Source organism: Acidobacteriota bacterium, assembly GCA_018001935.1.
Taxonomy (GTDB): domain Bacteria; phylum Acidobacteriota; class JAAYUB01; order JAAYUB01; family JAAYUB01; genus JAGNHB01.
This window is the reverse complement of sequence record JAGNHB010000021.1, coordinates 15,203-30,780: the sequence shown is the minus strand read 5'-3', so window position 1 is coordinate 30,780 and position 15,578 is coordinate 15,203. Positions and strand designations below refer to the sequence as shown.

Here is a 15,578-nt window from a genome sequence, read left to right as displayed (position 1 = left end):
TCACTGGCCGACAAGGCCGCAAAAAGCCGGAAACCAAACGGAGAAGTGTCTGTAAAGCCATTTTCAGGCCATCATCCGAAGGGTGAAGGCACTTTTCGCGGGGCTCTCGACGACTGAACAACAAACTCACCAAGGCCCGGGCCCGAAACGAGTCGGAGCCGCGCGCGTAAGCAAGCGGTTAAATAAATAGCATTTACCGCTTGCTTACGCGCGCGGCTCTGACGGGATTCCGACGATTGCCGCCGCCGCACGCCGGCGGGCGGCTACCGGTGCGCCACCAGGGCCGAGAACGGGGCGATCTTCACGGTGTCCTTCGCCGTCGACAACGTTTTCGTCCCCGCGGACAGCCCGTCCACGACCACCTCCCACCGGCCCGGCGCCGCCAGGGTCTGCGGGGCGGCGGTCCCGTTGAAGGCCACGAGGATCTCCGCCCAGGGGTCGCCGTTCGCCCGGCCGTGGAGGACGTAGGCCAGGACGTTCTCCGGCAGGCCCTCCAGGAACCGGACGTGCCGGCCCACCACCGAGGCGACGCTCATCCGGAAGGCGGGGTGGGCCCTCCGCAGCGCGACGAGCCCCCGGTGGAAGTTGAACATTTCCCGGTTGGCGGCCTTGAGGGACCAGTCCACGGGGTTCACCGCCGGGTCGTTGTTGTTGAAGGAGTTTTCGACGCCGTTCTTGCTCCGGCCGAAGTCGTCGCCCAGGTGGAGGAAGGGGATGCCCTGGGAAGTCAGGACCACGGCGTGGGCCAGGCAGGCCATCCGGACCCGGGTCCCCGGCGCCGCGTCCGGGACGGAGGCCTTCAGCTTGTCCATCAGGCAGAGGTTGTCGTGGCAGGAGACGTAGTTGACGGTCTCGGTGGGGGAACGGACGGGGATGTCCGTCTTGTCCCGCCCGGTCCCCGCGCCCAGGACGTGCTTCTTCAGGCGGTCCATGTCCAGCCAGGGGCCGGCGCCCTGGACGAAGCCCTTCGAGGCGGCGTCGAACACGTCGCCCTTGAGGTTGTCCCGGATCCCGTCATTGAAGGCCGCGACGCCGGTGCCGCCCACGTTGGCCTGCTTGAACTTCTCATCCGGTTTCAGGATCGACCCCATGTCCCACCCCTCGCCGTAGAGGAGGACGCCCGGGTTGACCCGGCGGGCTTCCCGGGCCAGCTCCAGCATGGTCTCCCGGTCCATGAGGCCCATGAGGTCGAAGCGGAACCCGTCCACGTGGTACTCCTCGAGCCAGTGCCGGATGGAGTCCACGATGAACTTCCGCACCATGGGCCGCTCCGAGGCCACCTCGTTGCGGCACTGGCTCCCGTCGGCGTAGGTGCCGTCGGGGTTGAAGCGGTAGTAGTAGCCGGGAAAGACCTTGTCGAAGACGGAGAAGGGGTCGCCCCCCGTCCGGAAGGTGTGGTTGTAGACGCAGTCCAGCACCACGCCGATCCCCCGGCGGTGGAAGGCCTGGACCATCTGCTTGAACTCCCGCTGGCGGGCCGTGCCGTCGGGGTCGGAGGCGTAGGAGCCCTCGGGCGCGTTGTACAGGACGGGGTCGTAGCCCCAGTTGTACCAGGTGTAGCGGGCGGCGGGCTCGGTCTCGTCCCCGGTGCCGTAGTCGAAGGTCGGGAGCAGGTGGACGTGGGTCACGCCCAGCTCCGCCAGGTGGTCGAGGGTCGTGGCCAGGCCCTCGGGAGACCGGGTGCCGCCCTGCACCGCCCCCAGGTACTTCCCCCGGTGGGCCGGCGGGACCCCGGACGAGGGGTGGATGGAGACGTCCCGCAGGTGCATCTCGCAGATCACGGCGTCGGTGGGGGAGTGCAGGGTGACGGGGCGGTCCTTCGCCCACCCCGGGGGGTCGGTCTTCCGGGGGTCGTAGATCAGGGTCCGCCCGGAGTTGGCGGAGCAGCCCCGGGCACAGGGGTCATTCACCCGGAACGTGACGGTGCCCCCCGCGTTCCCGGCCCTCGCAAACACGGTCTCGTAGAGGTAGTACTTCCCCTCATGGTCTCCGGGGAGGGCCAGCGACCACGTGCCGGCAGGCCCCCGCGTCATGGCATGACGGGTGAAGCCGGGGGCGGCGGGGCCGGGGAAGAGCAGGACGTCCACGCTCCGGGCAGTAGGCGCCCACAGCTTGAAACCGGTCTCCGCCGCCGTCCACGTGCACCCCAGGTCGTTCCCGTCGTAGCGGTCGGACCCGTGGCGCCTCACGGCGTCGAGGTCCAGCGGCGGGGCGACGGCGGCCACCGCCCCGGCCAGGGGGAGGGTGATCACGGGCTGTTCCCGGCTGTCGGTCTTCAGGGCCATGGAACCCTTGACCGGACCCGGGGGCGCATCGGGCTTGACGCTCACCGAGACTTCGACGGCTTCGGGTTCGGGCGCGGCCCCGGCGGGCCCGGCCGACAGGGTCGACGCCCGTTTCGCGACGGTGGCGGAAAAGAACGGGGGGGTGAACTCCACCGTTCGGAGCGTGACGGCGGGATTGGCGACGAGGGCGAAAACCTTGCGGGGGAAGGCGGCCCCCGGTTCCAGGGTGCCGAAGTCGAGCGCCGCGGGGAAGACCGTGACGTCGTCCAGCAACTGCCCGCGGAGCGGGATGCGCACGACGGGGAACTCCGGGTCGTCCACGGTCACCACGAGGGTGGCCTCCACGGCGTGGGGCGGCGCGCCGGGTTTGAGCCGGAGCACGACGACGGCGGGCCCCGCGTCGGTCCCGGGTGTGAAGCGGGCCTCGAAACAGGTCGCCTTCTCCACCGACACGGAGCGGATGGCGCCTTGCCGCCCCTCGCGGCCCCGGAAGGCCAGTTTCATCTCGAAATCGGCGTTGCGGCTGACCCGACGGAAGTCGGCGGGGTAGGGCTCGGTGGTGTAGGGCCGGAGGACGTTCGCCTTGAAATCCAGGTTGAGGGTGGGCCGTTCGGGGTCGTCGCTGGACACGAAAATGGTTTTGCCCACGGGCCCGTCGAACTCGGAGGAATCGAAGACGGCCCGGACGAAGGCGCTGGTCCCGGGCTCGACGATCTGCCGGGTGATGTCCGCCGTGGTGCAGTTGCAGTTGGGGACCACGCCGGAGATGTTGAGGGGGGCGTCCCCGTGGTTCTCCACCACGAAGGTGTGGCTGACTTTCCGCCCCTGCAGGACCGTTCCGAAATCGACGCCGGCCCGGGCGCAGAAGATGACGGGTTTCCGGTCCGGGGCGGGTGTGTCCGTCGGGGTCGCCGCCAGGGAGAGCGGGAGCAACAGGGTCAACCAGGGAAAGAACGAACGCATCGCTTGACCTCCTGATATCCGGCGAATCGGTCGCCCCCCCTTTCTACCCCAACCGCCGCCGGAAAACAAGGGAACAGGGGCTGACAAGGCAACACGGGGGCGCAAGGGTACACGGGGAAGGGATCGGCGAGGGTCCCTGGAACAATATCCCTCGTGTCGTGGGGTTTCCCAATAAAAAAGGGCGGGAAACCATCGTTCCCGCCCGAATCGGACCGTTTAGGCTGTGCCGGGGATCAGGGCTGGTCCTCGGCGAAGTACTCGTGGTTGTCGGCGTTGTCGACGGCCTTGGCCGGGTCGGACACGGCCAGGTTGTGGGCCCCGGTGGCGCCGTAGACGTAGTCGTCGGTCCCGCAGGTGACGTTGAAGTGGGTCATCTCGTGGACCAGGGTGCCGGCCTTGGAGTCACGGCCGAGGGCCGGGGCCTGCCAGAACACCTTGCAGAGGTAGATGGTGTAGGGCTTGGTCGGGTAGACGTAGGCGTAGTAGTTCTGCTTGCAGCTGCAGTTGTAGGTCACCGACTTGTTGGCGAACGCGTCGTAGACGGAGGCATAGTGGCTCTTCACCGTGTTGAAGCGGGAGGAACTGTACGTGCCGAACCAGTAGGTGTAGAGGCTGCTGCCGTTCGGGTTGGCCGCCAGGTGGGACTGGGCCTTGCTGGCGATGGTCTTGGCGTTGTTGTGCGCCGTCACCAGGGTGCTCTGCTGGGAGGTGGTGCACTTGGTGTAGCCGCCGATGCCCATGAGGGTGGGCTCGAACACCGAGGGCGGCGTCTGGGGTTTCTCGATCCCCTCGAACCAGAAGCCGGCCGGCTGGGCCGCCATCACCCGCGCGCGCTCGGCGGGGAAGGAGGGCTGGTCGGCGCCGGGGGCTTCCTTGCGGGCATAGAGGCCCTGCACCCGGTACTTGATGGTGTACTGGCCCTGGGCCGTCATGTCGTAGACGGCGGAGGGGTCGAACAGGACGGAGAGCGCCTCGCCGGGGTTGACCAGGACGTAGTCCTCGGCCGTCGGGGCGGCCCGCTTGACGAGCGGGCCGGTGTAGGTCACGGGCTTGCCGTTGCACGTGACCTCGAAGAGGTTGGCGTCGATGTCGTCGGAAGGCAGTTGCCAGCGCAGCACCCAGAGGGCCTCGGCGCTGCCGTTTTCCAGCGTGAATCTCACGTTCATGGGCTCGGCAGGCGTGTACCACGGCAGCGTCTCCACGCGGGTCGAGAATTCGGGACCCCGGTCACGGCCCTGCTGCTCCGCCAGACCCACCCCCGTGAAAGCCAGAGCAAGAACCATCAGAATCAGGACAGTCGTGCGTTTCATGCGGCCTTCCTCCTTGGAAGAGATCAAATTTGACATAAGTGTATCGGAACGGCGTTTTCGAAGTCAATACACCTTTGGTTGTATTCGGGTGGATTTTTCCGGTTCCGTGTCGTGCGACACCGAACGGGGAGGGTGTTCCCCTTTTCGTCCCGCTTGTCTGTGCCGGGGTCTTGTGGTAGATTGGGGGAGAATCGCAGGTAAAGGAAAACGTCGAGCACCCTCCCGGGGATCCTTCTCATGATTCAGCTCGCTTCCCCAACGATACCGCCCCTGAGCACGGCCCTCGCGGCGCCGGTTCCCGAGACCGCCCGGAATCCCTTCCTGGGGTGGCTGGACGGCCCGGATTTCCTGGGGTTCTACGTCGTGCTCTTCCTCGGCCTCCTCGTGGTGGGTTACCTGGTGCGCCACGTCATCCTGTCGCGGTACCCCGCCCGGATGTCGGTCTACCCCGGGCTTTACACCGTGGCCTATCTCCGGGGAGGGGAGGATGCCGTCATCGAGACGGCGGTCCTCAGGCTCTGCAGCATGGGCCTGCTGTCGGCCGACGGCAAACGCGTGGACTTCGTCGACCGCCCGACGGACCCCGGCGTCCTGGAGCGGTTGGACGCCATCGACGCGGCCGTGTGCGCCGCCGCCGACCAGTCGACCTTCGCGGACCTGAAAAAGACCGCGAAGACGCGGGTGGCCGAACTCAGCGTTCCGATCCGCCGCGAGCTGGAGGCGGCGGGGCTTTCCCCCACCCCGGACCAGCGCCGCCCCCTCCAGACCCTCCTGTGGTTCGGCGTCCTCACGATCTTCGGTGTCGGCCTGGCGCGCCTGGTGGGGGCTTTTTCCGTCGGCCGCTCCAACGTGGGGTACCTCTTCCTCCTCCTGTTCGTCCTTCCCGTGGCCCTGGCTTTCGTCCTCCAGGTCCCCCGGGCGACCCCCGAGGGCCGCCGTTTCCTGAAGAGGGTCCGCGGGGACACCCGGGATGCCGTTCGCATGGTCCGCGGCCTCGGGGCCCCGTCCACGGAAGCCGTTTTCTGGATGGCCATGGCCGCGGGGGGCACCGGCGTGCTGGCCGGGACGGCGTACGACCGGATCGGTTCCACCCTGCGGTGGGTGGAGCCCTCCTCGTCCACCAGTTCCGGCTGCGGAAGCGGCTGCGGGGGCGGCTGCGGCGGAGGGTGCGGCGGCGGCTGCGGCGGCTGACCCGGCAGCCCTCCCGTGCGATTTCCCCCAAACCGGTTCCCATCTTCGGAGACAAGCATGAAAAAACTCACGAAATCGATGATCCTCGAAGCGTCGGGGACCCTGGTCCGGACCCTCCGGGGACGGCTGGGGGACGGCCTGGTGTCAGCGGCCCTCTACGGTTCCACCGTGCGGGGGGATTTCGACCCCGAGCGCTCCGACGTCAACATGCTCCTGGTGGTGGCCGACGCCAACCCCGCGACGCTGGACGCGCTGGCGGAACCGCTCCAGGCCGCGCGCATCGCCTTCCGCTGCGCCCCGTTCGTCATCGGCCGCGAGGAGATCTGCCGGTCGCTGGACGTGTACGCCGTCAAGTTCCTGGAGATGCAGCGCGCCTGCGAAGTCCTGGACGGGGCGGACCCGCTGGCCGGCCTGACGATGCCCCCCGGCGCGGTCCGCCGCGAAAGCGAGCGGGAGCTGCGCAACATCACCTTCAAGCTGCGGCGGGCCTACCTGGCCCTTCGCCCCGATTCGGCCGCCCTGGTGGGGACGCTGCGCCAGTTCCTCCCCCCCCTGACCGCCATCGTGCACCGCTGGGTGGACTACCGGTCGGTGGAGCGCCACGGCGGGGACTTCATCGACGCCGCGGCCCGGCACTACGGGTTCGAGGCACGAACCTACCGGGACCTCCTCGCCCTGCGCCACCGCCCCGCGACCCCCTGGCCCACCGTGGAGGACGCCTACCACTTTCTGTTCGTCTTCCTGGAGAAGATCACGGCGGAAGTGGACGAGGAGGGGCCGGGGAAGTAGTGCCGTCGAAGTCGGCCCGTCGTCGCCCTGGGCGACAGTGGGGTGGGAAGGGACAAAGGGACGGATGTATTTGCGAAACCCGGTGGACGATCCAGGCGAGAACGGCGCTCGCGGACGCCGCGAGGCCTTCGGCGGGCCCTTCGTGTTCCAGTGGCACCTGACGGACCGCTGTGAGCGGTCCTGCCGGCACTGCTACCGGGAAGGGCCTCCCCGCCGCGACCTGGGCGAGGCCGGGCAATTGAGTGTCCTCGAAGCCATCCGGGCCTTCCTGGCGAAACGCGGCCTCCGGGGCCGCCTGCACCTGGCGGGGGGCGAGCCCGCCCTCTGCCCGGGGCTGGACCGGCTGTTGGCGGCGATCGCCCGCGCCGGGCTGCCGTTCCGCTTCCTGACCGGCGGGGTCGGCCTCACGCCGTCGCGGGCGGCGGATTTGGCCCGCAGCGGCTGCGTGGGGGTCCAGGTCAGCGTCGAGGGGACGGAAGCGACCCATGACGCCCTCCGCGGCGAGGGCGGCTTCCGGCAGGCGATGGAGGGGGTGTGCTGCGCGCGGGCGGCCGGCCTGCCGGTGACCCTGGCCATGACGCTCCACCGGGAGAACCTCGCCGACCTCGAGGCGGTCGGACGGCTTGCGGAAGCGGCGGCCGACCGGGTCTACTTTTCCCGCCTGATCCCGGCGGGGCACGGGGCCTCCCTCGGCGTCCTGCCCAACCGTGCCGCCTGGGCGGGCGCCCTCCGGCGCATCCTGGCACTCGCCGACACCCTGCGGGTCCCGGTGGCCCTGCGCGACCCCACGTTCCGCCCCCTCCTGGCGGCGCCCTGGCACGCCGGGCACTCGCCGGCGATTTCCGGCTGCAGCGCCGGCTACCGAACGTTGACCGTGGAGTCCGACGGCGAGGTCCTGCCGTGCCGGCGGCTGGCCCTCCCCGTCGGCCACGCCCTCGAGGGGGGGCTGGAGCAGGCCTGGGAGGCGCACCCGCTGCTGATCGCCCTGCGGGACCGGGACCGCCTCAAGGGCCGCTGCGGGCGGTGTGCCTACCGCTGGGTGTGCGGCGGCTGCCGGGCCGTGCCCCGGGCGGTGAGCGGCGACCCCTTCGGGGAGGACCCCCAGTGCCCCTGGGCTGGCTCGGCCCTGTTCCGGTTCCGGGTGATGCTCCTTCACCTCGCCCGTCAGGGCCGCTTCCGCTGGCGCCTGGCCACCCGCCGATTCCCGTGAGCCAAGGAACCCGCCGGCGCATGGTCCTGGGCAGGATGTAGGCTTTGGGCTGTAGGCTGTAGGCTGGTGGCCCTTTAGCGGCTGCGTTCTTGCCAACGTGTTGTCGAATTCGGTTGCCTGCCGAGGCCGCTGTTGCCGGGCGACGGCAGCCCGCTGCCCCCGTTTTTCTCCCTTCCCTTTGGGCATGCCACACAAGCAGGCGCTAGCGGCCTTCCTTTGCGAGCCTGGCGTCCGGGCGAGGATCGATCCGGATCTGGTTCTCGCAAAGGCGCCAAGCTCGCAAAGAAAAACGGGTCGCCGGGGATGCGGGCAAGGGGTACGAAGGGACACACGCACCGGGTCGGCTCGCCGCCGAAGGAAACCATCCGGAAGGTCGATCTCACGGGGACACGAAGGCACCGCGAAGCGGCGACTCCGGTCGCGATCGACCGGTCAAACGCCATCTTTTTCCTCCTGAATTCTGAATTCTCCGTTCGTGTGGTTCGTGGTTCGATTTCCGTGTATTCCGTGTATTTCGGGGTTCCCTTCTCTCCCGGTTTCCGACACCCGACTTCCGTCTTCCCTGAGTCGCCCCCCGATACTATAATGTCGCTGCGAGAGGTGACCCATGACCCATAAAAACGACGACACCCTTAAAGTCCAGTGCCCTCACTGCGGGGCGGAGCTGAAAGTGGACCGGGACTCCGGCGCGGTGATCCACGCGAAGAAGGTGGAGAAGCGTGAGGTGGAGACCTTCGACGCGGCGCTCCAGATCGAGAGGGAGCGGCAGAACCGCCAGGAGGACCTGTTTTCCCAGGCGGTGGAGATGGAGAGAAAGCGCAAGGAACTCCTGGAGAAGAAGTTCCAGGAGGCCAGCAAGGAAGCCGACGGCAGCGCCGCGCCCCCGCCCCGCATCTTCGACCTGGACTGACGCGAAGCCCGGCCGACAACCATCCCCAAGGTCGTTCCCGCCCCCCCACGGAGGTTGCCCGGCGGGGCGCGGCGCGAAGGCCGGGGTTCGCCCCCGCGGAGTGCGACGCGAAGGCTGCGGTTCGCTCCTGCGGAGTGCGGCGCGAAGGCTGCCGGAGCGCCGCTTTCAGTTATCGGCCCACCGCAAGGCGCGGAGGCTGCCGGAGCGCCGCTTTATCTGCCGATACCGACGGGAATACCTTCGGTCCCGCCTGTCCCTTTGGGTCCTTTGGGTCCTTTGGGCCCTTTCGTCCTTTCGTGACCCCTTGTCATCAAGAGAACCGCGTGCCTGAAAAAGGGAACACCCACCGGTCATGGGCCTTCCTCGCCCACCCGGAGAGAAGCAAGCCCCCATGGGCGGATACTCCTCTGTGTCTTTGCGCCCCTGGCGTAAATTTCCTGTTCCATGTCGATACCGACGGAGACGGCGATTGCGATTGCGATAGCGATTGCGATAGCGGTTGCGATTGCGATTGCGATACCGATTGCGATACCGATTGCGATACCGATTGCGATACCGATTGCGATACCGATACCGATACCGACGAGAACCCCTCCGGACCTGCAGCCTACAGCCTACAGCCTAAACCCCTTCCCCCCTCACCGCCACGATCTCCAGGACCCCGGCCAGGCGGTTGAGGAGGGGGATGCGGGAAAGCGCCGCGTCCGCGGCGAGGATCGGCCGCGCCGCCCGGCTGTAGAGACGGCGGACGCCCTCGGGCATCCCCGTCAGGTTTTTCGGGAGGAAATTGAACCGCCGCAGCCGCCTAACGCGGAAGCCGGTGTCCGCCAGGAGCCGGCGGATCTCCCGGGCGGTGAAACGGCGGGGGTGGGAATAGCCGAGGTGGAAACGCCGGATCATGGCCTCTTGCCACGCCCGCTTCTGGGGGAGCTGAAAGACCAGGAAAAGTCCGCCGGGCCGGAGGACCCGGGCGATCTCCCGCAGGGAGCGCACCTCGTTTCCAGGCGTGCCGCTGTACTCGTCCACGTGCTCGAGGACACCGCAGCTGAGGACGGCATCGAAGGTGGCCCCGGGGAAGGGCAGTTCGGTGGGGTGGGTGCTCCGGATCACCGTGAGGCCTTCACAGAGCGGGATGCCCGGCAGGGCCTCCCCGTCGCCCCCCAGGTCGAAGGGGGTGACGTCGAGTCCCCGGCGGCGCAGGAGCCAGGTCATCTGCCCGAAACCGCACCCCCAGTCCAGCAGGCGCCCCGACGGGACGAGGGCCGCCACGGCGTTGGCGATGCGGATGTATCCCCACAGCCCCGCCGGTTGGTCCAGGTGGATGAAGGACGTCAACCCGAGGGCCTTGCCGGCTCGGGCGTTGGCCAGGAGGAAGTCGAAGTCGGCGCGGTCCGTCGGGCTCACGGGGAGTATCTGGTCCCTTCAGGTAAGTGGTCTGTCTCTGCCTCTATCTCGGTATCGCTATCGGTATCGCCATCGGCATCGCCATCGGCATCGCTATCGGTCTCGCCATCGGCATCGCAGTCGCAGTCTCTCTCTCGCACCCCCGCCCCCTCCATCGCCTGCGTCACCGCTCTCCCGCGCAGGAAACTCCCCCCGGAGCCGGACCCGAGGGGCCCCGGGGGCCGCCGGGGCCCCCGGACCCGCAAGGGTTGGCTTGGCCCGGACTCACTGCCCCAGCAGTTCCCGCAGCAGTTCCCCGGCCTCGTAGACCTTCTTCAGGGCCTCGGTCATCCCGGCGGTGTGGACGGACACGCAGCGGTTGGCGGTCTCGTCGAAGACGAAGCGCCCCACCAGGCTCTCGATGTTGCCGTCGAAGACCAGGCCCACCAGGTTGCCGTCGCCGCTGATGACGGGGGAACCCGAGTTCCCGCCGATGATGTCCGCGGTGCAGACGAAGTTGAAAGGGGTCGCCAGGTCGAGCTTGCCGAGAGCTTCCGCATAGCGCTCCGGGAGCCGGAACGGCGTTTTGTTGTCGAAAGCGGCGGATCGCTCGTACAGCCCGTAGAAGGTGGTCTTGGAGGGGGCCTGGGTCCCGTTCATGGCATAGCCCTGGACGACGCCGTAGGAAAGCCGGAGGGTGAAGGTGGCGTCCGGGTAGGCGTTTTTCCCGTACACGGCGAAACGGGCCTTGCCGATCTTCTCGCCGGCGCTCGTCTCCACGCTCTCCACGTGGTCTTCCTTCCACTTCTGGATCTCCCGGAGAAGGGGGTCCACCTTGCGCGCCAGGACGATCAGGGGGTCCGTGGACTCGGCCACGGCCTTGGCGCCGCCCTTGAACAGCTCCATCCGGAAGGCGGGGTCGGCCAGCTTCGTCCCGCTCACCAGGGCCTTCGCCTGCGCCTCGGGGGTCTTGCCGTCCAGCATCGCCGCCATGAAGGCGTCTTTCTCGCCGAGCTTCGACAGGGACAATTTCATCTGGAAAGCCATCAGGACCTCTTCCATCCCGGGGTAAACGGGCGCCGGGGAGAAGAGCCGGAACTTCAGGGACTCCAGCTGGGCGTCGTGGTAGCCGTCCAGCCGTTGGCTATCGGGCTTGGCCGTCTCGGCAACCATCTGGACGAGGGAGAGGGCGGTCTGCAGCAGGCGGGAGCGGGGGAGGGTCCGGTAGGTGATCTCGTTGAAACGCTGCCGGAGGAGTTTCTGCACCTGGGCCAATTCCTCCCAGGCACCGGCGTACGCCTGCTTCCACTCCGGGTTCGAGTCCACCAGCTTGCGGAACTCCGCTTCCTCCCGGGCCTTCTTGGCCAGGAGTTCGGGGTTGATCAGGCCCTGGTACTCGCCCGTCGTGGCCTTGAGGGCGTTCTCGATGCCGTAGATGATGTTCATGGCCTGGCGGGCCTGCTCGGGGCCCTGGGCGGCGTAGACCCGGGCGGCCGCCACCATCTTGTTCATCATGTCCAGGCGCTGGGGATAGGCCAGGTCGCGCTGGAACTCCAGCTCGGCCAGGGTGTTCAGACGGCTGGTCCTCCCGGGGTGCCCGGAGACGAAGACCAGGTCGCCGTCGCCGGAACCCTTCGGGTCCCACTTCAGGAAGTGCTTCGGGCTCAACGGCTTGTCGTTCTCGTAAACTCGGAAGAGGGCCATGTCGAGGTTGTAGCGCGGGAAGGTGAAGTTGTCCGGGTCGCCGCCGAAGTAGGCGATGGTCTGTTCCGGGGCGAAGACCAGCCGGACGTCCGTGTACTTCTTGTACTGGTAGAGCCAGTACTCCCCGCCCTCGTACAGGATCACCACGTCCGAGCGCAGCCCGGTGGCCTCGAGGCCGGCCTTCTCGATTCCGGCGATGGCCGCCTTGCGGGCCTCGTTGGCCTCGGACAGCCCCATGCCGGGCTTGACGGCGGCCGCCACGCGGTCGGTGACGTTCTCCATCGACATCAGCACGTTGAGCTCAAGGTCGGGGCACTTGATCTCTTCCGCCGGGTTGCGGGCCAAAAACCCGGTCACCACGTAGTTCTTCTCGGCGGTGGACACTTTCTGGAGCTGCCCCAGGGCCACGTGGTGATTGGTCAGCACCAGGCCCGTGGCACTCACGAAGGAGCCGGACCCGCCGTCGTTGAAACGGACGGAGGAAAGCCGCACGTGTTCCAGCCACGCGGGCGTCAGCTCGAATCCGTACTTGTCCTTGAGGAGGGTGGTGGGGGGGTTGTCGAACGTCCACATGCCCTCGCCGGCGGTGAGCCAGGCAGCGCCGGCCGCGATGGCCAGCAGGGTCATGAGGACAACAAGCTTCCTTCCGTGCGTGCATTCGGTCATGGTTCACCTCGTCGCGTGATGATCTCGTTCCCAGGCGGGTCAGCATACGCGCCGGCCCGGGGATTTTCAACGGAGAAGATCATACGGATCTTCAAAGGGGATGTTTCCCGCCATCGATCCCGGCGCTCCCCCGGACCGATTGCGAAGGGGCCGCCTTGCGCGTGATGCCGGCGGCCCGGGGGAATGGGACGGTTTGACCCGAACGGGAGGACGGTGTCCCGCGAGCGCCCCCCCTGTGACCGAGGGAGCGAAAAACGGATGACGGGGGTTTCCCCGGTCAGGGGAACAGGTTGCCCAACAGGCCGCCGAAGTTCCCGAAGTCGCTGTAGATCTCGCCGCCGGAGGCGTGGGCCATGAGGACGAGGGCCGTGTACCCCAGGCTGTCCAGCAGAAGGGTGCTGCCGGCATCCTCCCGGTTGACGTAGCGCATGTCGCCGGGGAAAAAGGAAGAGCCCGAGTACTCGTCCTTCTGGAAGAGGTCGCGCTGCGTGTTCTTCCAGAGGAACACGCTCTGGACCTTGACGTTCTGCTCCTTGACGTACCGCAGGATGTCACTCAGGGGACGGTACTTCGACGGGTCGAAGTCCCGGCCGTCGAGGACGAGCGGCCGGATGCTGGAACTGTACATGTCCGGGCGGAGGGACGAGTGCAGGAAGTCGTTGGCGCCCTCCACCTTCATGGTGTTGGACAGGTCCCGGTCGCGCCCGTTGGTGAGGACGTACACGGTGCAGTTGCGGATCCGCCAGCTGACCAGGATGGCGAGGATGTCCTTGAACGGCGTGGTGTTGGTGTTCGCCGACATGAACTTGAACCCCTTGGGCGGCCACTGGAGTTCCCCTGCCTTGCCGAGAAGGACGGGGTAGACGTTGTTCAGGTGGAAACCGAAGACCAGGACGGCGTCGTCCGGGGGCAGGCGCCGCAGCAGGTCCCGGAACGCCTTGTCGAAACCCAGGTCGCCCATCATCTGCTGGGCGTCGCACTGCAGGATGAAGATGTGGGGTGTCTTCACCGGCGGCGGGTCGGCCGCCCCGGCCACCGCACACAGGCAGATCGCGGTGAGCGCCAGTCCAATTCCTTTCTTCATGGCAACCTCCTGACCGGGATAGGCAAACCGGGGACCGCCAGGCCCGGAATTCGACCGGGGCGCTGCGTACCGGCCGGGACAGCGTGTCCGACTGATTGTACGATGAGGAGAGCAAAAAGATGGTTCATTTTTGCGAGCGGGCCCCGGGATGGTTGATCGGGTGAAACACGGGACCGGAGGTTTCACAGTTCCATCCGCAGCTTGAACTCCAGGGACTGGCGGCGGGAGGCGACCACCGTCAGCCGGCCGTCGAGGGTGATCTCGAGGCGGTCCTGACCGGCGGGGGCGACGGAGGTGATCCACCGGACATTGACGATGTGCTTGCGGCTGACGCGGAAGAAAACACGGGGGTCGAGGCGCCGCTGAAGGGTGTTCAGGGAGCGAAGGACCAGCGGCCGGCTGGGCGCGTCCAGGTGGAGACGGGCGTAGTTGCCCTCGGACTCGAAAAGCCGGATCTCGCCCATCCTCACGAACCAGCACCGGTTGCCGTCCCGCAGGAAGATGCGGTCCTCCTCCCGGAGCCGGGGCCGGTCGTCCCCCGGGGGGCGGGCCGGACCCTGGATCCGCCGGAGTTTCTCCACCGCCTGGCTCAACCGGCGGGCGTCGACGGGTTTGAGGAGATAGTCCAGGGCGTTGCACTCGAAGGCCTGGATGGCATACTGGTTGAAAGCGGTGGTGAAGATCACGTGGGGAGCGCGCTCCAGGGATTCCAGCATGCTGAAAACGTCCGTACCCGGCATTTCGATGTCGAGAAAGAGGACGTCGGGTTCGAGGGAACGGACCTTTTCGGCGGCGTCGTCCGCATTCACCGCCTCCCCGATCACACGGAGGTCCGGGAAGGCCTCCAGCATCCGGATCAGCTCGCTCCGGGCGAGGCGCTCGTCGTCGATGACCAGGGCTTTCATTCATCCTCCTTTGCGAGGGGAATGACCAGCCGGGCCAGGACACGGTCTCCCCCTTCTCCCTTCAGGTCGATCCGGGCGGACCCCCCGAAGAGGCTCTCCAGGCGGCGGCGGGCATTCGAGAGCCCGGTCCCCCCGCCCGGCGAGGGGTCGGACGGTTTCCCGTCATTGAGGACCTCCACCACCAGGGTTTCCCCTTCCAGGCCGGACCGGATGTCGACCCGCCCTCCCCGTTCCAGGCGGGAGATCCCGTGCTTGACGGCGTTCTCCGCCAGCGTCTGGACGATGAGCGGCGGCACGGGGAGGGGAAGCGTGCGGGGGTCGATGGCGAGCCGGACCTCGAGGCGTTCCTCGAAACGGGCCGCTTCGATGGACAGGTAGTCGGAGACGATCCGCATCTCATCCTCCAGGGGGACGGTGGGCTTGCTGGCCGACAGGAGCGCGTATCGCAGCGTCCCGGAAAGGAGGGTGACCATCTCCTTGGCCCGCTCCGGCGACTCCGTGATCAGGGAGCGGATGCTGTTGAGGCAGTTGAAGAGGAAGTGAGGGTTGAGCTGCGACCGGAGGGCCATCAGTTCCGCCTCCTTCAGGTCGGCCTGGACGCGCAGTTTTTCGAAGCGCTCCTCGTGGTAGTCTCGGAGGTAGTGATAGCCGAAGTAGACCGCCGACCACAGGGAGAGGTAGAGGAGGTCCATGCAGAAGTCGAGGTAGAAGACCGGGAGGGACTTGTTGGGCTTGAAGCCGGAGCGGAAGTAGTCCAGCAGGCTCCACCAGCCCGAGATGGAGAGCAGGAGCGACTCGAACAGGTTCCAGAGGGCGGCCAGGAAGGCCACGGACAGGACCACGCGGGGAAGCAGCCGGGGAAGGGGTTGTCTTGTCCATCCCCGGGCCTGGATCCAGGCACGGTAGAGGTGGGTTGCCCCGAAGCCGAAAACCGCGTTGGGGAAGGCCGCCCAGAAAGTGGCCGCCAGGGGGATGTTCCCCGCGACCCCGTAGAGGAGGTAGTCGAGGAAATAGGCCGACCAGAACAGGGCCTGGCAAGCCCAGTACGCCCGCCGATGCGTCTCCGGTCCGATCACCTGCCTCACCCCCGGCCCATGTTGCCGCGCCCGCGGCCACCGTCCCAACCGAAAGCCCGGCCCCGCCGCCGGGGTCTTTCGGTTGACAGTCTACCCCCTCCC

General features: G+C 67.6%; 11 protein-coding genes. 4 read left to right on the top strand and 7 right to left on the bottom strand.

Translation table 11 applies throughout. The features are described 5' to 3' along the window. Positions 1-263: 263 nt before the first annotated feature. Together pulA and KA419_10095 are read right to left on the bottom strand one after the other, a co-directional pair. Positions 264-3,248: a type I pullulanase gene (gene pulA / locus KA419_10100; GenBank protein ID MBP7866290.1), complete on the bottom strand. Its 2,985-nt coding sequence runs from the start codon at positions 3,246-3,248 to the stop codon at positions 264-266. Between the two features lie 233 nt (positions 3,249-3,481). Further along, on the bottom strand, positions 3,482-4,558 hold the full coding sequence (locus KA419_10095) for a peptidase M35 (protein ID MBP7866289.1): 1,077 nt from the start codon (positions 4,556-4,558) through the stop codon (positions 3,482-3,484). Between the two features lie 237 nt (positions 4,559-4,795). Here KA419_10095 and KA419_10090 point away from each other — a divergent pair, with 237 nt between their 5' ends. From KA419_10090 to KA419_10075, 4 genes are all read left to right on the top strand, one after another. Further along, positions 4,796-5,749, top strand: a complete 954-nt coding sequence (locus tag KA419_10090) for a TIGR04222 domain-containing membrane protein (protein MBP7866288.1) — start codon at positions 4,796-4,798, stop codon at positions 5,747-5,749. Positions 5,750-5,806: 57 nt separating this feature from the next. Continuing rightward, entirely contained in the window at positions 5,807-6,538 is a 732-nt protein-coding gene (locus KA419_10085) for a hypothetical protein (GenBank protein ID MBP7866287.1), read from the top strand. 64 nt (positions 6,539-6,602) lie between these two features. After that, positions 6,603-7,748 (top strand): radical SAM protein, encoded by a 1,146-nt coding sequence (locus tag KA419_10080; protein MBP7866286.1) that lies wholly within the window; start codon positions 6,603-6,605, stop codon positions 7,746-7,748. 607 nt (positions 7,749-8,355) lie between these two features. Then, positions 8,356-8,658, top strand: a complete 303-nt coding sequence (locus tag KA419_10075; GenBank protein MBP7866285.1) for a hypothetical protein — start codon at positions 8,356-8,358, stop codon at positions 8,656-8,658. A 621-nt stretch (positions 8,659-9,279) separates the two neighbouring features. Here the strand turns inward: KA419_10075 and KA419_10070 are convergent. The 5 genes from KA419_10070 to KA419_10050 all read right to left on the bottom strand — a co-directional run bounded on the left by KA419_10070 (position 9,280) and on the right by KA419_10050 (position 15,476). Beyond that, on the bottom strand, positions 9,280-10,062 hold the full coding sequence (locus KA419_10070) for a class I SAM-dependent methyltransferase (protein MBP7866284.1): 783 nt from the start codon (positions 10,060-10,062) through the stop codon (positions 9,280-9,282). A gap of 264 nt (positions 10,063-10,326) precedes the next feature. Further along, complete coding sequence (locus KA419_10065; protein MBP7866283.1) at positions 10,327-12,372, bottom strand: S46 family peptidase; 2,046 nt, start codon at positions 12,370-12,372, stop codon at positions 10,327-10,329. A gap of 316 nt (positions 12,373-12,688) precedes the next feature. Continuing rightward, complete coding sequence (locus KA419_10060) at positions 12,689-13,495, bottom strand: hypothetical protein (protein MBP7866282.1); 807 nt, start codon at positions 13,493-13,495, stop codon at positions 12,689-12,691. A 182-nt stretch (positions 13,496-13,677) separates the two neighbouring features. Beyond that, positions 13,678-14,400: a response regulator transcription factor gene (locus KA419_10055; GenBank protein ID MBP7866281.1), complete on the bottom strand. Its 723-nt coding sequence runs from the start codon at positions 14,398-14,400 to the stop codon at positions 13,678-13,680. Next, complete coding sequence (locus KA419_10050) at positions 14,397-15,476, bottom strand: histidine kinase (protein ID MBP7866280.1); 1,080 nt, start codon at positions 15,474-15,476, stop codon at positions 14,397-14,399. Before KA419_10050 ends, KA419_10055 begins: the two co-directional genes overlap by 4 nt. Positions 15,477-15,578: the final 102 nt, after the last annotated feature.